The organism is Fusobacterium varium (genome assembly GCA_021531615.1).
In the GTDB taxonomy this organism is placed as follows: domain Bacteria; phylum Fusobacteriota; class Fusobacteriia; order Fusobacteriales; family Fusobacteriaceae; genus Fusobacterium_A; species Fusobacterium_A varium_C.
This window is the reverse complement of record JADYUE010000006.1, coordinates 1-19843: the sequence shown is the minus strand read 5'-3', so window position 1 is coordinate 19843 and position 19843 is coordinate 1. Positions and strand designations below refer to the sequence as shown.

At 30.0% G+C, this 19843-nt stretch carries 19 protein-coding genes and 1 tRNA gene; 19 read left to right on the top strand and 1 reads right to left on the bottom strand.

The annotated features are described in order from the left end of the window. The first annotated feature begins 10 nt into the window (after positions 1–10). The 14 genes from I6E31_03905 (at position 11) to I6E31_03840 (ending at position 12520) form a co-directional block, all read left to right on the top strand. Positions 11–169 carry a rubredoxin gene (locus tag I6E31_03905; protein ID MCF2639117.1) on the top strand — a complete coding sequence of 53 codons (159 nt, stop codon included), beginning with the start codon at positions 11–13 and terminating at the stop codon, positions 167–169. Between the two features lie 122 nt (positions 170–291). Next, positions 292–368, top strand: a tRNA-Met gene (locus I6E31_03900). Positions 369–569: 201 nt separating this feature from the next. Next, a complete protein-coding gene (locus I6E31_03895; GenBank protein MCF2639116.1) occupies positions 570–1361 on the top strand; it encodes a glycosyltransferase family 2 protein in 792 nt (263 codons plus the stop codon). After that, on the top strand, positions 1351–2391 hold the full coding sequence (locus tag I6E31_03890; GenBank protein MCF2639115.1) for a glycosyltransferase family 9 protein: 1041 nt from the start codon (positions 1351–1353) through the stop codon (positions 2389–2391). The genes I6E31_03895 and I6E31_03890 overlap by 11 nt, the downstream gene beginning before the upstream one ends. Further along, the gene (locus I6E31_03885; protein ID MCF2639114.1) at positions 2369–3388 is read left to right on the top strand and encodes a glycosyltransferase family 9 protein; all 1020 of its coding nucleotides are present in this window, start codon (positions 2369–2371) and stop codon (positions 3386–3388) included. Before I6E31_03890 ends, I6E31_03885 begins: the two co-directional genes overlap by 23 nt. A gap of 2 nt (positions 3389–3390) precedes the next feature. Continuing rightward, positions 3391–4077: a lipopolysaccharide biosynthesis protein gene (locus tag I6E31_03880; protein MCF2639113.1), complete on the top strand. Its 687-nt coding sequence runs from the start codon at positions 3391–3393 to the stop codon at positions 4075–4077. Continuing rightward, positions 4074–5063 (top strand): glycosyltransferase family 9 protein, encoded by a 990-nt coding sequence (locus tag I6E31_03875; GenBank protein ID MCF2639112.1) that lies wholly within the window; start codon positions 4074–4076, stop codon positions 5061–5063. The genes I6E31_03880 and I6E31_03875 overlap by 4 nt, the downstream gene beginning before the upstream one ends. 19 nt (positions 5064–5082) lie before the next feature. Further along, positions 5083–6168: a recombinase RecA gene (gene recA, locus I6E31_03870; GenBank protein MCF2639111.1), complete on the top strand. Its 1086-nt coding sequence runs from the start codon at positions 5083–5085 to the stop codon at positions 6166–6168. After that, positions 6155–6700, top strand: a complete 546-nt coding sequence (locus I6E31_03865) for a RecX family transcriptional regulator (protein MCF2639110.1) — start codon at positions 6155–6157, stop codon at positions 6698–6700. Before recA ends, I6E31_03865 begins: the two co-directional genes overlap by 14 nt. Positions 6701–6713: 13 nt before the next feature. Then, positions 6714–7445 carry a 1-acyl-sn-glycerol-3-phosphate acyltransferase gene (locus I6E31_03860; GenBank protein ID MCF2639109.1) on the top strand — a complete coding sequence of 244 codons (732 nt, stop codon included), beginning with the start codon at positions 6714–6716 and terminating at the stop codon, positions 7443–7445. Positions 7446–7731: 286 nt separating this feature from the next. Continuing rightward, complete coding sequence (gene pflB / locus I6E31_03855) at positions 7732–9960, top strand: formate C-acetyltransferase (GenBank protein MCF2639108.1); 2229 nt, start codon at positions 7732–7734, stop codon at positions 9958–9960. Positions 9961–10026: 66 nt separating this feature from the next. Beyond that, positions 10027–10767, top strand: coding sequence for a pyruvate formate lyase-activating protein (gene pflA / locus I6E31_03850; GenBank protein MCF2639107.1), 741 nt, complete (start codon positions 10027–10029; stop codon positions 10765–10767). Between the two features lie 71 nt (positions 10768–10838). Beyond that, on the top strand, positions 10839–11861 hold the full coding sequence (gene tsaD, locus I6E31_03845) for a tRNA (adenosine(37)-N6)-threonylcarbamoyltransferase complex transferase subunit TsaD (GenBank protein MCF2639106.1): 1023 nt from the start codon (positions 10839–10841) through the stop codon (positions 11859–11861). A gap of 41 nt (positions 11862–11902) precedes the next feature. Next, the gene (locus tag I6E31_03840) at positions 11903–12520 is read left to right on the top strand and encodes a LysE family transporter (protein ID MCF2639105.1); all 618 of its coding nucleotides are present in this window, start codon (positions 11903–11905) and stop codon (positions 12518–12520) included. A 62-nt stretch (positions 12521–12582) separates the two neighbouring features. On the opposite strand, the gene I6E31_03835 is transcribed toward I6E31_03840, so the two are convergent. Beyond that, positions 12583–13632, bottom strand: a complete 1050-nt coding sequence (locus tag I6E31_03835) for a carboxypeptidase regulatory-like domain-containing protein (protein MCF2639104.1) — start codon at positions 13630–13632, stop codon at positions 12583–12585. Positions 13633–13815: 183 nt separating this feature from the next. Here I6E31_03835 and I6E31_03830 point away from each other — a divergent pair, with 183 nt between their 5' ends. From I6E31_03830 to I6E31_03810, 5 genes are all read left to right on the top strand, one after another. Then, a complete protein-coding gene (locus I6E31_03830; GenBank protein ID MCF2639103.1) occupies positions 13816–14379 on the top strand; it encodes a DUF1694 domain-containing protein in 564 nt (187 codons plus the stop codon). Beyond that, a complete protein-coding gene (murA, locus tag I6E31_03825) occupies positions 14379–15647 on the top strand; it encodes a UDP-N-acetylglucosamine 1-carboxyvinyltransferase (protein ID MCF2639102.1) in 1269 nt (422 codons plus the stop codon). Before I6E31_03830 ends, murA begins: the two co-directional genes overlap by 1 nt. Before the next feature lie 10 nt (positions 15648–15657). Next, positions 15658–16368 (top strand): 23S rRNA (guanosine(2251)-2'-O)-methyltransferase RlmB, encoded by a 711-nt coding sequence (gene rlmB, locus I6E31_03820; GenBank protein MCF2639101.1) that lies wholly within the window; start codon positions 15658–15660, stop codon positions 16366–16368. A 32-nt stretch (positions 16369–16400) separates the two neighbouring features. Beyond that, complete coding sequence (locus tag I6E31_03815; protein MCF2639100.1) at positions 16401–17009, top strand: sigma-70 family RNA polymerase sigma factor; 609 nt, start codon at positions 16401–16403, stop codon at positions 17007–17009. Positions 17010–17084: 75 nt separating this feature from the next. Further along, positions 17085–19694, top strand: coding sequence for a leucine--tRNA ligase (locus I6E31_03810; GenBank protein MCF2639099.1), 2610 nt, complete (start codon positions 17085–17087; stop codon positions 19692–19694). Positions 19695–19843: the final 149 nt, after the last annotated feature.

The window sequence follows — 19843 nt, the reverse complement described above, 5'->3', positions numbered from 1 at the left end:
GAAAATTAAGATGAAAAAATATGAATGTAAAGTATGCGGATATGTATATGATCCAGAAATCGGAGATCCAGATAACGGAGTAGCAGCAGGAACAGCATTTGAAGATTTACCAGAAGATTGGGTATGTCCTCTATGCTCTGTTGGAACAGATGAATTCGAAGCTATCTAATAGAAAAAGTAGAAGTTAACGTACTGTAAAAAGACACACTTAAAATAGTGTGTCTTTTTTTAACGTAATTGCAAAAAAATATTGACAATCTAAAAAAAATAGTGTACTATTAGTAATCATATGCCTAGATAGCTCAGTTGGCTAGAGCATACGGTTCATACCCGTACGGTCGAAGGTTCGAATCCTTTTCTAGGCACCATATTCCAAATAATTTTTTTAAACCCCACTTTTTAGATTCATATGTTGTAGTCTAACCCTAAATATTTTTATGGAAAAAGATGAACTTGGCCGGTTCATCTTTTTCTATTTTTTGTAAAATTAAAGGATTTATTTATATAGGAAAATCCCATGATTTTTGATATAATTATAATATTGAGATGAAAAATAGGGAGGAAGTTGGATGAAACTATCAGCTGCAATAATGACTTTTAATGAAGAGAAAAATTTAGATAGAACTTTAAAAGCTTTAGAGGATATATGTGATGAGATTGTAATAGTTGATAGTGGATCAACAGATAGAACAAAAGAGATAGCAGATAAATATAAGGCTAAATTTATTAATCAAAAATGGTTAGGTTATGGAAAGCAAAGAAATGTTGCAATAGATAATTGTAGCGGAAAGTGGATATTGGCAGTTGATGCTGATGAGGAGCTATCTCCACAGTTAAAAGAAAAGATAAAAGAGATAATAGAAAGCAATGATGAAAGTAAAAAAGTTTATGAGATAAATAGATTATCAGTATGTTTTGGAAAAAAAATAAAACATGGTGGTTGGGGAACTTCATATGCTGTAAGATTGTTCTTAAAGGGAGCAGGAAAATTTAATGATAATACAGTACATGAAAGTTTTGTAACAGATGAAAAAGTATATCAGATAAAAGAGGATATATATCATCATAGCTATTTGACTTTAGAAGATTATTTTAGTAAATTCAATAGATATACAACTGAAGGAGCATTAGAATATTATAAAAAAGGAAAAAAGGCTAGTATATTTCAAATAGCTTTTAACCCATTATATAAATTTATTAGAATGTATATAATAAGACTGGGATTTTTAGATGGAGTAGAAGGATTTCTATTAGCTTCAACAAGTTCGTTATATTCAATGGTAAAATATTTTAAATTGAGAGAGATCTATAGAAATGGAAGTTATATAGATGATAAAAAGGGAGCAAAGAATGGAGATTAAAAGAATAATAGTATCGAGAACAGATAAAATAGGGGATTTGATACTTTCTATTCCAAGTTTTTTTATGGTAAAAAAGATGTATCCACAAGCTGAATTAGTAGTATTAGTAAGAAAATATAACTATGAGATTGTAAAGAATTTACCATATGTAGATAGGATAATTAAGATAGATGATTACTCACAAAATGAGTTAATAGACAAGATAGCTTATTTTAAAGCAGATGTGTTTATAGCACTGTATAATGATTCGTTTGTGGCAAAATTAGCAAGAGCGAGTAAAGCTAAGATAAAGATAGGACCATTGTCTAAATTATCATCTTTTTTCACTTACAATAAAGGTGTTTGGCAAAAGAGATCTAAATCAGAAAAAAATGAGGGAAAATATAATTTAGATTTAATCAAACAATTAGATCCAAATCTATTTCAAAAAGAGTATGAATTAGAGACAAAAATCTATATAGAGGATAAGCATAGACAAGCAGTAGAAATGTTCTTTAAAACTAATAACATAAAGGGACAAAGTATAGTAATAAATCCTTTTATAGGTGGATCTGCTAAAAATATTAAAGATGAAGAGTATGCTAGACTTATAAAGAATTTTAAGAAGAGAAATAGAGATGTGAATGTAATTATAACTTGCCACATATCTGATGAGGAGAGAGGATTAAAACTAATAAAAGAGGCTAACTCAATGGGAGTATATCTATACGCTAATGGTGGGGATCTTTTAAATATAGCTGCTATTATAGATAGATGTGATGTATATTTAGGAGCATCAACAGGACCAACACATATGGCAGGAGCATTAAAAAAGAGAATAGTTGCTATCTATCCTAATAAGAAAACTCAAAGCATTACAAGATGGGGAGTTTTAGGAGATGATAAAGTTTATTATTTAGTTCCAGATAAAGATAATCCAAAAGAAGATTATAAAAACCCTTATTTTGATACTTATGATAGAGATATGGAGTTAGATTTGATACTTGCTTTAGAAAGAGCTTTAAAGCTTGAAGAGGGTGGTAAAAATTAGGATATTAGTTATACATACAGCATTTATAGGGGATATAGTTTTATCAACTCCTTTGTTAAGAAAGATAAAAGATGTATATCCAAATAGTGATATTACCTATGTTACAACTCCAGCAGGAGCAGCAATTTTAAGAAATAACCCAAACATAAGTGAGATTATTGAGTATGATAAGAGAGGAAAGCATAAGGGGATATTAGGAATATATCAATTAGGAAAAAGATTGAAGTATGAAAATTTTAATTTGGTTATAACACCACATAGATATATGAGAAGTTCAATTCTCTCATGGCTTACAGGTTCCCCAGTGAGAAAAGGATATAAAACTGCTGATCTATCATTTCTTTATACAGAGAAGATTGAGTATGATAAGAAAAAGCATGAGGTTGAAAAACTTCTATCTTTTATCTCTAAAGATACAGATAAAAGATATGAGATAGAATTATATCCAAATATTAAAGATATTGAAAAAGTTGATGAGATGTTAAAAGGGTATGGAGATAAAAAGATAGTTGTTATAGCTCCAGGAAGTAAATGGTTTACTAAAAAATGGCCTTTAGAATATTTCAACGAAGTATTAAAAGAACTAAAAAATAGAGAAGATATTATCTTAGCTGTTGTAGGAGGAAATGAAGAGAGAGCCTTAAATATAGAAACTGGAGGAAATATAGTTGATTTTAGAGGGAAAACAACACTTTTAGAATTAGCTGAATTAATAAGAAGAGCAGAGTTAATAGTAACTAATGATTCTTCTCCAATCCATATAGCATCAGCATGGAAAAATGTAAAAATTCTTGCTATATTTGGTCCAACTGTAAAAGAGTTAGGATTTTTCCCTTGGTCAAAAAATAGTGTAGTTTTTCAAAGGGAAGAGTTAAAGTGTAGACCATGTTCGCTACATGGTGGGGATAAGTGTCCAGAGAAACATTTTAAATGTATGGTAGATATAAAGCCAGAACTTATTTTAGATGAGATTTATAAAACTATTGGAAGAGAATAGATATGAAAAAAGTAAGAAGAGGAAATACATATTTATATTTTAATGATGAAAAAAGTTTAGAATTTTTTGATTTAATTGAAAATAATAGATATAAACTGCTAAAAGTTTTAAAAGATGATCAGAGAAGTTATGTAGCACTAATAGAAATTCAAGGGGAAAAATATATTTATAAAAGACCGATAGAGAAAAATAGTAGAAAATGGCAGAGGTTTTTATCTATTTTTAGAGGTAGTGAAAGTAAGAGAGAATTTGAAAATATAGAAAAGATTAGAGAAGTAGGACTTAATGGAGCAGTTCCATATTTAGCTGTGGAGAAGAAAAAAGGCTTAGTAGTATATGATTCTTATCTGATCTATGGGTATATAGATGGTAGAGAGAGTAGCTTTAAAGATATAAAATTAATAATGTCAGAGTTAAAAAAGATACATAGCTTAGGTTATCTGCATGGAGACTCACATATGAATAATTTCCTTATAAAAGGAGAAAAGGTATATCTTATTGATACAAAACTTCTTTGGAATAAATATGGAGGATTTGGAAGAGCTTTTGAATTTATGTATCTAGAGGAGAGCTGCCCTCAAGAGATAGATTATGATAAAGAGAGCATATATTATAAGGGAGCAAAGGGATTAAGAAACTATTTAACTTTTTTAGCTAAAATAAAAAGTATTAGGAGAAAAAAGAAGTGAAAATATTAGTTATAAGGCTTAGTTCAATAGGGGATATAATATTGACTACACCTGTATTAAAAGCTTTTAAGGAAAAGTATCCAGAGGCAACTATAGATTTTCTTGTATTGGATAAATTTAAAGCTGCAATAGAGGGATTACCATATATAGATAATCTAATTCTTTTTAATAAAAAAGAGAATGATGGATTAAAAAATATGAAGATCTTTGCAGAAAAATTAAGAGAAAATGGATATGATTATGTTTTTGATCTTCATTCAAAGCTGAGATCAAAGGTTATATCTAAACATTTAGGGATTAAATGTTATAGATATAAAAAAAGAAGTTGGTGGAAAACACTTTTAGTTAAATTAAGATTGATAAAATATGAAGTAGATGATACTATAGTAAAAAATTATTTTGGTGCATTTAAAGATTTTGGATTGGAGTATAAAGGGGAAGATCTAACTTTTTCTTTTCCTAATGGAATAGAAGAGAAGTTTAATGAATATGTTGATCTACCAGTAATGGCTCCTGGAGCATCAAAAAATACAAAAAAATGGACTCCTGAAGGGTTTGGAACTCTAGCTAAACTTATTTTTGAAAAATATGGAAAGGAAACTGTTCTCATAGGTGGAAAAGAGGATATAGAAGTTTGTAATAAGATCAATGAGATCAGTGGTGGGCACACAATAAATTTAGCTGGAAAGTTATCACTTAAAGAGAGTGGGGCTTTATTAAGTAGAGCTAAATTTTTAGTCACTAATGATTCAGGACCGTTTCATATAGCTAGAGGGGTTAAATGTAAAACCTTTGTTATATTTGGACCTACAAGTCCAGGAATGTTTGACTTTGGAGAAGATGATACATTAATTTATAGTGGTGAAAGTTGTGCTCCTTGCAGTTTACATGGAGATAAAGTTTGCCCTAAACATCACTTTAATTGTATGAAGAATATAAAAGGTGAGATGATTTTAAAAGAGATAGAGAAAAAAATAAAATTATAAAAGTGAGGGTGGTAGAAGAATGGCAAAAGCAAAAGAAAAAAATGAGATAAACGAGAAAGAAAAAGCACTTGAACTTGCAATGAAACAGATAAGAAAAGATTTTGGTGATGGGTCTATAATGAAATTAGGAGATAACCAAAATATGAATGTAGAGGTAATCTCTACTGGAAGTATAAATCTTGATGCAGCTTTAGGACAAGGAGGAGTACCTAGAGGAAGAATAGTTGAGATCTATGGAGCAGAGAGTTCAGGTAAAACAACAATAGCTCTTCATATAGCAGCAGAGGCACAAAAAGAGGGAGGAATAGTTGCATTTATAGATGCGGAACATGCTCTTGACCCTGTGTATGCTAAAGCTTTAGGTGTTGATATAGATGAACTTTTAATATCTCAACCAGATTATGGGGAACAAGCTATGGAGATAGCTGATATGTTAGTGAGATCTGGAGCAGTAGATCTTATTGTAGTTGACTCAGTAGCAGCTCTTGTACCTAAGACAGAGATAGATGGAGAGATGTCAGATCAACAGATGGGACTTCAAGCTAGACTTATGTCAAAGGCTCTTAGAAAATTAACAGCAACTTTAAATAAATCAAAGACAACTATGATATTTATAAACCAAATCAGAGATAAGATAGGTGGATTTGGTTTCGGTCCTCAAACAACAACTACTGGAGGAAAAGCTCTGAAATTCTATGCATCTGTTAGAATGGAAGTAAAAAGAGTTGGACAAGTAAAACAAGGTGATGAAGTTATAGGAAATGAAACTTTAGTAAAAATCACTAAAAATAAGATAGCTCCACCATTTAAAGAGGCATCTTTCCAAATTATGTATGGTAAGGGAATCTCAAGAGTTGGAGAGATCTTAGATATGGCTTTAGATAATGATATAGTATCTAAATCAGGAGCTTGGTTTAGTTTTGGAGACATTAGACTTGGACAAGGAAAAGAAAATGTAAAAGCTAGACTTGAAAATGAACCAGAATTATTAGAAAAGATTGAAGAGGAAGTAAGAAAAATTTTAAATAAAGGTAAGGAAGAAGAATCTACAGAAGAGATCTTGGAAGTAAAAGAGGGAGTTTTAGATTTTGATGAGGAGATATAGTCTAAAAGGAAATAAAATATATTTTGATGAAGAATTTTTTATTGACTTGAACAAGCAGACTATAGCAGAATATGAGCTTCAAAAGAGAAATGAGATCTCAGAAGAAGAGTATTACGAAATTATAAGAAGAAGGGTTTTAAGTATGGGATATTTCCTATTGAGCAAAAAGGATTATCCTATTAAAGAGTTTACAACAAAACTTATTACAAAATATCGTGAAAAAGAGATAGTAGAAGAGATAATAGATGAATTTATAGAAAAAGGTTATTTAGATGATATGGAATATGGAAGATGCTATATAAAAACTCACAATTATGGGAGAAAAAAAATGGAGTTTATGCTTTTCCAAAAGGGGTTATCTTCAGATATCATAAGGGAATTATTAAATGATAATTCTGATAATGAATTAGAAGAGATAAAAAGATTATGGTTAAGACTTGGAGAGAAGGAAAAGGATAAAAAAATAGTTTCTCTTATGAGAAAAGGGTTTCAATATAGGGATATAAAAAAAGCAATTTCAGAATTAGAATAGTAGTGGAGGAAAGATGTTAGGTTTAATTTTAGCTTCATTAACAGGATTTTTTTTATTCTCTTTTATAAGTATAGCTTATCTTCCTAAGATTAAAACAATGGAAGAAAGAGCAGGAGTAGAGTATGCAAGAGAAAAATTAAAGTGGCTATCTAAACATATTTTAAAAAGTTTAGATGTAAAATTAGATATAAAATATAAGAATAGAGATGCTATAGATTCTCTAGATAAAAAAGAGGGAATTATTTTTGTATGCAACCATCAAAGTAATTTAGATATTCCTGCTATTGTAACAGCTCTTCATATGGATGTTGGATTTGTAGCTAAACATGAGATGAAGAGATGGCCTTTTTTTGGAACTTGGATGAAAAAAAGTAACTGTGTATTTTTAAATAGAGAAAACCCAAGAGAGGGAATAAAGGATATAAAAAAAGCAGTTGAACTTATAAAAAAAGGTTATCCTACTGTAATTTTTCCAGAGGGAGAAAGAAGTTTGACTGGGAAAATATTGAATTTTAAAAAAGGTAGTTTTAAATTGGCAACTGAAACTAATGGGATTATAGTTCCTTTAACATTAAAGGGTACTTATGATATTCAGCCAAGAGGGACATTGAAAATGGCAAGGGGGAAAAAGGTAACCCTTGTAGTAGATGAACCTATCTTTGTAAAAAATCTTTCAAAAGATGAGGAAAAGGTCCTAGCTACTATTGTTAGAGATAAAATAGTAGAAAATTTTGAGAAGATATAATAAATTTTAGTTGACACATATTTTATAAAATGATATTCTTTAATTAGTTATACGACTGACGGAAGTGGAATAAACCACATGAAGTATAATGTAATTAATGCCGACCGTCTGGGCAATAAGCCTAGTCTGTCGGCTTTTTTTATACCTATAAATAAGTTTTTAAAAATATTTGAATGTTAAAATATAATTATTGACATAATTAGTAAAGAATGGTAAACTAATATTGCTTTAGTAGTCAGTAACTGGTAGATCAGTTTTAAATATTAAATATTATCAGGAGGTTAAAATGAAATATTGGAATGGTTTTGTAGGGGAACTTTGGAAAAATGAGATCAATGTAAGAGATTTTATTCAATGTAACTATACTCCATATACTGGAGATGACTCTTTCTTAGAAGATGCAACAGAAAATACTAAAAAAGTATGGAACAAACTTACAGAGATGTTCAAAGTTGAAAGAGAAAAGGGAATTTATGATGCAGAAACAAAAATTCCTCAAGCTATTGATGCTTATGGACCAGGATATATTGATAAAGATGCTGAAGTTATAGTTGGACTTCAAACAGATGCACCTTTAAAAAGAGGAATTTTCCCTAAAGGTGGATTAAGAATGGTAAAAAACTCTTTAGAAGCTTTTGGATATGAGATTGATCCTTTAACTGAAGAGATATTTACAAAATATAGAAAAACTCACAATGAGGGAGTATTCTCAGCTTATACTGATGAGATGAAAGCTTGTAGAAAATCAGGAATTATTACTGGACTTCCAGATGCTTATGGAAGAGGAAGAATAATAGGTGACTATAGAAGAGTACCTCTTTATGGAGTAGATAGACTGATAGAAGATAAACAACAACAAATGAAAGTTCTTGAAGTTGCAGAGATGGATGATGAAACTATCAGAAGAAGAGAAGAAATTTTTGAACAGATAAAAGCTTTAAAAAGTTTTGTAAAAATGGGACAAGCTTACGGATTTGATCTTTCAAGACCAGCTGAAAATGCAAAAGAAGCAGTACAATATCTATACTTTGGATATTTAGCAGCTGTAAAAGATCAAGATGGAGCAGCTATGTCACTAGGAAGAACATCTACTTTCTTAGATATCTATATTCAAAGAGATCTAGAAAATGGAGTTATTACAGAAAAAGAAGCTCAAGAGCTAATTGATCAATTTATTATAAAATTAAGAATAGTTAGATTCTTAAGAACTCCTGAATATGATGCACTATTCTCTGGAGATCCAACTTGGACAACAGAATCTCTTGGAGGACAAGGAGTAGACGGAAGAACTTTAGTAACAAAAACATCATTTAGATATTTACATACTCTATATAACTTAGGACCAGCACCAGAACCAAATATGACAGTTCTATGGTCAGTAAGCTCTCCAGAAAATTGGAAAAACTTCTGTGCAAAAGTATCTATTGATACATCAGCAGTTCAATATGAAAATGATGATCTAATGAGACCAGAATTTGGTGATGATTATGGAATCGCTTGTTGTGTATCTCCTATGAAAATAGGAAAAGGAATGCAATTCTTTGGAGCTAGAGCAAACTTACCAAAAACTTTACTATATGCTTTAAACGGTGGAAGAGATGAGAAAAGTGGAGTTCAAGTTGCACCAAAATTTGCTCCAGTAACAGGAGATTACCTAGAGTTTAAAGATGTAATGGAAAAATTTGAGCAAATGATGAAGTGGCTTGCTGGAGTTTATGTAAATGCACTAAAAATAATTCACTATATGCATGATAAATATGCTTACGAAGCTTTTGAAATGGCTCTTCATGATTTAGATATTGAAAGAACTCAAGCAACTGGAATAGCTGGACTTTCAATAGTAGCAGACTCATTAGCGGCTATAAGAGATAGCAAAGTAAAAGTTATAAGAAATGAAAGTGGACTTATTGTTGACTTTGAAAGAGAAGGAGAATATGTTCCATTTGGAAATAATGAAGATTCTACAGATGATCTTGCTGTAATGGTAACAGAAAAATTCATGAACTACCTAAGAACTCATGAAACATATAGACACTCAAGAGCTACTCAATCAATTCTTACAATAACATCAAATGTTGTATATGGTAAGAAAACAGGAAATACTCCTGATGGAAGAAGAGCAGGAGCTCCATTCTCTCCAGGAGCTAACCCAATGAATGGAAGAGATACAAGAGGAGCAATAGCATCTCTAGCATCAGTAGCTAAACTTCCATTCCACCATGCAAATGATGGAATATCTTATACATTTGCAATAGCTCCAAATGCACTAGGAAAAACAGCTGAAGACAGAATAGAAAATCTTGTTTCTATGATGGATGGATATTTCACTCCACAAGGGGGACAACATCTAAATGTCAATGTATTTAATAGAGAGCTACTTGAAGATGCAATGGAAAATCCTGAAAAATATCCTCAATTAACTATTAGAGTTTCTGGATATGCAGTAAACTTTGTAAGATTAACTAGGGAACAACAATTAGATGTTCTTTCAAGAACAATTAATAGTAAAATGTAATAAAATAGCAAACTACAAAAAGGGGCAACTACATGCCCCTTTTTGAAATTTAATGAAGGGGGAAATATGGAAAATAAAAATATTATTGGTAATATACATTCATATGAGAGTTTTGGAACTGTTGATGGACCAGGAATAAGATTTGTTCTTTTTTTACAAGGTTGTCCTTTGAGATGTAAATTTTGTCACAACCCAGATACTTGGAATTTAACAGGGGGGAAGATAAAAGAATCTGCAAAAGAAACCTTTGAGAAGATAAAAAAATATAAGGGGTATTTTGGAAAAAAAGGAGGAGTTACTGTAACAGGTGGAGAGCCTCTTCTTCAAGCTGAATTTATTTTAGAACTTTTTAAATTATGCAAAGAAGAGGGGATACATACTGCTATTGATACTTCAGGATATATTTTTAATGATAAAGTTAAAGAGGTTTTAGAATATACAGATCTTGTTTTACTAGATATAAAGGCAATTGATGAAAAGATATATAAGGAATTGACAAGAGTAGAATTAAAAAATACCCTTGAGTTTGCTAAATATCTAAAAGAGATTGGAAAGAAAGTTTGGATTAGACATGTAGTAGTACCAAATATTACAGATGATGATGAGCTTTTAGATAGACTTGCACAATATGTATCTACTTTAGATAATGTTGAAAGAGTAGAGATATTACCTTATCATAGATTGGGAGAGTTTAAATATAAAGAATTAGGAATGAAGTATACTCTTGAAGGGGTAGAAGAACTTTCAAAAGAGAGAACTGAAAATGCTAAGGCTATATTTGAAAGATATAATTTAAAAGTTAATTAGAAAAAACAGATTTTTTCCTTAAAAAATGATATAATACTCAAGAGAGTGTAATAAGAAAAAGGAGGAAATTTATGATTATTTTAGGAATTGAAAGTTCATGTGATGAAACTTCCATAGCAGTCTTAAAAGATGGTAAAGAGATATTATCAAATAAAATTTCATCTCAAATAGCAATTCATAAAGAGTATGGAGGAGTAGTTCCAGAAATTGCTTCAAGACAACATATTAAAAATATTGCAGCTATTTTAGATGAAGCATTAACAGAAGCTCAAATAACATTAGATGATGTAGATTATATTGCAGTAACATATGCACCAGGACTTATAGGAGCATTATTAGTTGGAGTTTCTTTTGCAAAGGGATTATCATATGCTCATAATATACCAATAATTCCAGTACATCATATTAAAGGACATATATATGCTAACTTTTTAGAGCATGATATAAAACTTCCGTGTATAGCATTAGTAGTTTCAGGGGGGCATACTAATATTGTATTTATGGGTGAAGATCATAAATTTGTAAATTTAGGTGGAACTTTAGATGATGCAGTTGGAGAAAGTTGTGATAAAGTTGCAAGAGTATTGGGAATAGGATATCCTGGAGGTCCTGTAATAGATAGAATGTACTATGAAGGGGATAGAGATTTTCTTCAAATACCAGAGCCTAAAGTTGGAGAGTATGACTTTAGTTTTTCAGGAATTAAAACTGCTGTAATAAATTTTGTAAATAAGATGAAGATGAAGGGTGAAGAGTTTAAACAAGAGGATTTAGCAGCTTCATTTTTAGGAAAAGTAGTGGATATTTTATGTAAGAAAACATTGAAAGCAGCTAAGGACAAAAATGTTAAGACTATTATTTTAGCTGGAGGGGTTGCAGCTAACTCATTGTTGAGAAGTCAATTAACAGAAGAGGCTAAAAAGCTAGGAATAAGTGTTTATTATCCATCTATGAAACTATGTACAGATAATGCAGCTATGATAGCTGAGGCAGCTTATTATAAGATAAAATGTGTAAAAAATCCTGAAGATTGTTTTGCAGGACTAGAACTTAATGGAATAGCATCATTAGAAGTTACAAAAGATATGTATTAAAACTAAAAAATAAAAATATATAAAATTAAGGGGTATGGAATATGAAATATTTTTTACAGGGAATCACTATGGGGCTAGCTTATGTTGCTCCAATAGGGCTACAAAATCTTTTTGTAATTAATACAGCTCTAACTCAAAAGAGAAGTAGAGCATATCTTACAGCACTAATAGTTATTTTTTTTGATGTAACTTTAGCTTTAGCTTGTTTTTTTGGGGTAGGAACAATAATGGAAAAATCAAAGTTACTAGAATTGGCAATACTATTAGTGGGAAGTATTATAGTTATCTGGATTGGAATAGGACTTTTAAGATCTAAAGGAAGTATGGATAGTTCAACAGATGTGAATGTACCTATATTAAAAGTAATAACTACTGCTTGTGTAGTAACTTGGTTTAATCCTCAAGCTATAATTGATGGAAGTATGATGTTAGGGGCATTTAGAGCATCTCTTCCTAAAGAGGAAGGATTAAAATTTATTGCTGGTGTTACATCTGCATCATGTTTATGGTTTACAGGAATAACAACTTTTATTTCAGTTTTTAGTAGCAAATTTACTGATAAGATACTACGTGGAATAAATATTGTATGTGGAGCAGTAATTGTATTTTATGGTTTAAAACTATTGTATACATTTATTCAATTAGTAACTAATAGATAAAAATAAGAGGTTACCTTTCTAATTTGATTAGAGAAGTAACCTCTTTTAATTTGAGTTATATTTTATTTTTCTTCTAAGATTAGATTAAAATTACTGATATTTTTATCAAGCCTAAATAGATCTGTTTTTAATCTTTTATATTTGGGATCGTTTACAGAGATAAAAACCTCTTTATCCCCTTCAATGTTTGTAAATTCATAATATCCATTTTCATCTGAAGTAACAGAAGTTATTTTATTAATATCTTCATCATGTATAGTAATTAAAATTTTAGGAAGAGCTTTTACTCCATCAGTAACAATTCCTTGAATATTAAATTTAGTTTTAGTTAAAACAATTTCTAAATTCGGAATAGATGAATCACTCTCTATTTTTCTAACACTACCATTTGTAAAAAATCCTGGCTTAGTACAAATTAAAGTTACTATTCCTGAGCTAACCTCTTTTTTAAATTTTCCATATTCGTCAGTTTTTAAGTAGAAAGTTTCAGCACCATTTTTTATAGTTACTTGAGCATTGATAATAGGATTTCTCTTTTCATCAATTACACGACCTTCAACAAAACTAGGTATTTTATCTAAATTTATGGTTAAATTATAGGGTTTCGCTGAAGATGTAAATTCATAAACTAAAGGATTATTTTTTTTAGTTGTATATCCAAATTTATTAACATTGACTTTATAATTTCCCTTAGGAAGTTTTATTTGAAAATTACCTAGATAATCTGAGGTAGTTGAGTAACCTCTATTTAAGTTATCAATAAATTGTATCTCACTTCCCCCAACATTATTATCATTAGATTTTACAACTCCATTGATGATAACATCTTCTTTTTTAGAAAATTCAATATAAATCTCATTAGGAGTCTTTTTTACATCTATCTCTTTTATAATAGGTGCATACTCCCTATTGAAAAATAGAAATGTATAGATCTCTTCGTCGAGGTTAAAAGCTGCTTTTGAATTATAAAAATCAAAGGTTTTAAAAGTTTTATCATTAGTTTTATAATATCTAATATTTCCACTAGGGATATTAAAATGTATTGTAAATTCTTTTGAAAAAGATAAAATTGACAAAATAAAGAAAAGTAAAGTTATCTTAATTTTATACATAAGTTCCTCCATGAAGTTAAAATAAATTAATAAAAATATTATAACACTTTTTTAATAATAAAAAAATTAAAAAGATATAGAGAAAATTTTTCGTGAATAAATTTAAGATATGTTTTTACTTTTATATGAATCATATGATATAATTCAAGTTAAATGCAAAAGAAACTGTCGAGGAGGAATAATATGAATGATAACATTATTGATAAACCTAATGCGGCAAAATTGAATTTTTTAAAAGCAACAGCTGAAAGAAGTTTTTATCTTGATGAATTTAAAGAAAATATTATACTTGCATTGACAGATAAACAAATAATGTCTGGAATTATCTATCAAGAAGTAATAGTTGAGATGAAAAAAGAAACAACAGCAAGGGTTAAAATGAGAAGGGATATTCCTTTAAAATCTTTACAACCATACATAATGGCTGCTGAAAAAATAGGATTACAATATACTTTAGTAGATGCTTTAGATACTCAAGGAGATATTGGACTTGTAGTAGTTTCAAAAGAAGCATTTGATGATGATAAGAGACAGATAGTGGTAGAAGATTTAGAAGAAAAATTTGAAAAAGTAGGCTTGAATAAAGAGTATATAAGAAAGTTGGGAGCTAAACTTTGCAAGAAGCATTATAAATTACTTGTAGAGAAGATGCCAACATATAAAGATCAATTTGAAGAGCTTACATTATTTGATAGATTATTTGGAAAAGAGTGTCCAATATGTAAAGTAGAAAGGGAGAAAAACTAATGGTAGAAGCATTTAAGGTAACAGGTGGAAAAGAGATTTCAGGAGTATTAGAGGTAGAGGGAGCAAAAAATGCAGCCTTACCAATAATGATTGCAACTCTTATTGAAAAGGGAACTTATATTTTAAAGAATGTTCCTAATTTGATGGATATAAGAACTTTAGTAAAGTTATTAGAAAGTTTAGGATTAAAAATAGAAAAATTAGATAATCACACATATAAAATTGTAAATGAGGGATTGACTAATTTAGTAGCAGGATATGAGCTTGTAAAAAAGATGAGAGCATCATTTTTAGTTATGGGAGCTATGTTAGCCCATGAAAAGAGAGCTAAAGTTTCTTTACCAGGAGGGTGTGCAATAGGAGCGAGACCTGTTGACTTACATTTAAAGGGATTTGAGTCTTTAGGGGTAAAATTAAATATAGATCATGGTTATGTAGATGCAGTTGCAGATGAGCTTAAAGGTGGAATAATTATTTTAGATTTTCCAAGTGTTGGAGCTACTGAAAATATAGTAATGGCAGCAGTAAAAGCTAAAGGAACTACTATTCTTGAAAATGCTGCAAGAGAACCAGAGATAGAAGATCTATGTAATTTCTTAAATGATATGGGAGCTAAAATCTCAGGGGTAGGAACAAGTAAATTAGTAATAGAGGGAGTAGAAAAACTATATCCATGTGAACATACAATTATTCCAGATAGAATTGTTGCAGGAACTTTTATTATAGCATCTGTTATGTTTGATGGAAAAATTGAGGTTAGAGGGGTAATTAAAGAGCATATAGGAAGTTTCTTAATGAAACTAGATGAAATGGGAGTAAAATTCCAAATAGATGGAAATAATCTAAAAGTTTTATCTAAGCTTTCAGATCTGAAACCTGTTAAAGTAACAACAATGCCTCACCCTGGATTCCCAACAGATTTACAATCACCAATAATGACTTTAATGTGCTTAATTAATGGAACAAGTGAAGTAAAGGAAACTGTTTTTGAAAATAGATTTATGCATGTGCCAGAACTAAATAGAATGGGAGCTAAGATAGATATTAATAGTAACTCAGCTACAATTAATGGTGTAGAGAATTTCTCATCAGCTGAAGTAATGGCAAGTGATTTAAGAGCTGGAGCATGTTTAATTTTAGCTGCTTTAAAAGCTGAAGGAGTAAGTATTGTAAATAGAATTTATCATGTTGATAGAGGATATGAAAATTTAGAGTTAAAATTAAAAGAACTTGGTGCAGATATAGAAAGAATAAAAACTGAAATTTAATGGAGGTAAAATGGAGAGAATTATAGGGGTAAATCCTGTAATAGAAGTATTACAAAATAAAGAAAAAAATATAGAGAAAATAGAGATATTTAAAGGGAATAAAGATGAAAAACTTAATAAGATAAGAAGATTGGCATCTGAAAGAAATATTAAAATATTCTATACTGAAAAGAGAATAGAAAACTCTCAAGGAGTAGCAGCATATATAAGTGAGTATGATTATTATGTAGATTTTGGAGAATTTTTAGAGAAGATTGCTCCTATGGAAAATTCAATAGTATTAGTTTTAGATGAGATTCAAGATCCTAGAAATTTTGGAGCATTAATAAGAAGTGCTGAAGTTTTTGGAGTTAAAGGTATAATTATTCCTGAAAGAAATGCAGTAAGAATAAATGAAACAGTAGTAAAGACTTCTACTGGAGCTATTGAATATGTTGATATAGTAAAAGTAACTAATATCTCTGAAGCTTTAAATAAACTTAAAAAATTAGATTATTGGGTTTATGGAGCAGAGGGAGAAGGAAGTAAAGATTATTCTAAAGAGAAATATCCAAGCAGAACAGCTCTTGTACTAGGTAGTGAAGGAAATGGAATAAGAAAGAAAGTTAAAGAAACTTGTGATGTTCTTATAAAAATACCTATGTATGGAAAGATAAACTCTTTAAATGTATCAGTTGCTGGAGGGATAATTCTTTCTGAAATAGTTAAATCATTTAACTAAGATCTTATAAGAAAGTGAGCATTGATATGGCTATGGAATTAGTAACTGATGAAGTGATAAATAAAGCACAATCAGGAGATCAAGAGGCGATTAACCTTATTTTACAAGAGTATAAAAACTATATTTATCTAAATGTAAAAAACTATTTTATAGTTGGAGCAGAGCAAGAAGATCTTTTACAAGAGGGAACTATTGGACTTTTAAAAGCATTAAAAGCATATAAGAAAGGAAAATCTTCTTTTAAAACTTTTGCAATGATATGTATTAGAAGTCAGATAATAACAGCTATTAAAGCTTCAAATACACAGAAAAATACAGCTCTTAATCTAGCATCAGGAAATTGTATAGAAAATGATGGTGGGAAAGAGATTGAATATAATAAGGGACTTAAATCATATGTTAACTATGATCCTGAAGAGATTTTTTTAACAAAAGAGAAATTAAATGATTTTAAAACTTTTGTGAACAAGAATTTTAGTACCTTAGAAAAAGAGGTTTTTAAATATATGATAAAGGGATATTCGTATAGAGAGATTGCTCAGGAGTTACAAAAATCTCCAAAAACTATTGATAATAGTTTTCAAAGAATAAAAAGAAAAAGCGAAGTTTGGATAAATGAGTATCAAGAAAATAAAATATAGTAGTTTGTCTATTGTTATAGATAGTTAAATGTGATATATTGAGAAATATAATTGAAAATGATAGAGGTGAGATTTTTGAGAGAGTACGATTTTAAAGAAGTAGAAGCCAAGTGGCAAGGTAAATGGGAAAATGAAAATATATTCAAGACAGAAAATAAAGTTGATGGGAAAGAAAACTATTATGTTCTTGAAATGTTGCCATATCCTTCTGGAAAACTTCATGTAGGTCATGCTAGAAACTATACTATAGGTGACGTTATAGCTAGATATAAAAGAATGAAAGGATATAATGTTCTTCATCCAATGGGATGGGACTCTTTTGGACTGCCAGCAGAAAATGCTGCTATTCAACATGGAGCACACCCTGTTATCTGGACAAAATCAAATATAGAAAATATGAAAAGACAATTAAAAAAACTAGGATTTTCATATGATTGGGAAAGAGAGATAGCTTCATACACTCCAGAATATTACAGATGGAACCAATGGATATTTAAAAGACTTTATGAAAAAGGATTAATATATAAAAAGAAATCATTAGTAAACTGGTGTCCAGAATGTAATACAGTTCTTGCTAATGAACAAGTTGAAGATGGAATGTGCTGGAGACATAGTAAAACTCCAGTAATTCAAAAAGAGCTAGAACAATGGTTCTTTAAAATAACTGATTATGCAGATGAATTATTAGAAGGGCATAAAGAGATTAAAGATGGATGGCCAGAAAAAGTTCTTACAATGCAAAAGAACTGGATAGGAAAATCTTATGGAACAGAGATAGTATTTACAGTTGCTGAAACTGGTGAAGATTTACCTATGTTTACAACAAGAATAGATACTATATTTGGAGTTTCATACTGTGTTGTTGCACCAGAGCATCCAATTGTTGATGAGATTTTAAAAGTAAATCCAGAAATTAAAACAGCAGTACAAGAGATGAAAAATACTGACTTGATAGAAAGATCAGCAGAGGGAAGAGAAAAGAGAGGGGTATTTACAGGTTGGCATGTAATTAATCCAGTTACAAAAGAAAAAGTTCAATTATGGATAGCTGACTATGTACTTATGAACTATGGTACTGGAGCAGTAATGGCAGTTCCTACACATGATGATAGAGACTTTGCTTTTGCTAAAAAATATAACCTACCATTAAAAGTTGTAATTAATCCATTAGATAAAGAAACTAAACAAGAAATAGCTTTAAATCCAGCAGAGATGACAGCAGCTTTCACAGAGGTTGGAGTAATGACAAACTCTGGGGAATTCAATGGAATCTCATCTAAAAAGGCTCTTACAGATATAGCTGTATATGTTGAAGAGCATGGATATGGAAAAAGAACTGTAAAATATAGATTAAAAGATTGGGGAGTTTCAAGACAAAGATATTGGGGAACTCCAATTCCAGCACTATATTGTGAAAAATGTGGAACAGTAATGGAAAAAGATGAAAACTTACCAGTAATGTTACCAGAAGATGTACAATTCTCAGGAAATGGAAATCCGATAGAAACTTCAGAAAAATTCAAACATGCAGTTTGTCCAGTTTGTGGAGGACCAGCAAGAAGAGATACAGATACTATGGATACATTTGTTGACTCATCTTGGTATTTCTTAAGATATTGTGATCCTAAAAATACAGATCTACCATTTGCAAAAGAAGCAGTAGATGCATGGGCACCAGTAGATCAATATATTGGAGGAATAGAACATGCTGTAATGCATCTTCTATATGCTAGATTCTTCCATAAAGTGCTAAGAGATTTAGGACTTCATTCTTCAAATGAACCATTTAAAAGATTATTAACTCAAGGAATGGTATTAGGACCATCATATTACTCAGCTAATGAAAACAGATTCCTTTTTGCTGAAGATGTAGAGATAAAAGGAGAAAAGGCATACTCTAAAGCAACAGGAGAAGAATTAGCAGTAAAAGTAGAAAAAATGTCTAAATCTAAAAATAATGGAGTAGATCCAGAAGAGATGATAGATAAATATGGAGCTGATACAACAAGATTATTTATAATGTTTGCAGCACCACCTGAAAAAGAACTTGAATGGAATGAAAATGGACTTGCAGGAGCTTACAGATTCTTAACTAAAATCTGGAGACTTGTAGTTGAACATAAAGAAAATATGGAGTTTGGAGAAATTGATCTAAATGCTGTAAGTAGAGAGGATAAAGCATTAATAATCAAACTTAACCAAACTATTAAAAAAGTAACAGAATCAATAGAAGATGACTACCACTTTAATACTTCAATAGCTGCTACAATGGAGCTTATCAATGAAACTCAAGATTTCAAAGTTAATGTATTAGAGGGAGGAAAAGCAACTTCTGAATCTAGAAAAATATTTGGAGAAGTAGTTAAAAATATAGTAGTTATGCTATCACCATTTACTCCTCACTTCTGTGATGAATTATGGGAAGAGATGGGAAATACTGGATATCTATTCAATGAAGCATGGCCAGAATACAAAGAGGAATTAACTAAATCTTCTGATGTTGTAATTGCTGTTCAAGTTAATGGAAAAGTTAGAGGAACAGTTGAAGTTCCAAGAGGAACAGCTATTGAGTTAGTTGAAAAAGCTGCTCTTGAAATAGAAAATGTTAAGAAACATATGGAAGGAAAAACTTTAATGAAAGTTATAGTTGTTCCTGAAAAAATAGTAAATATAGTAGTTAAATAATTTTATGAGGTTGCTTAAAATTTAGGCAACCTCTTTTAAATTTTAATATAAACTATAAAAAAATAAAATTCAATAAAATTTAAAAAAAGTTGTTGACAGAAAATATTATTTGTGGTAATATAAATCTTGTCCGCGAGAGAAAAGGACAA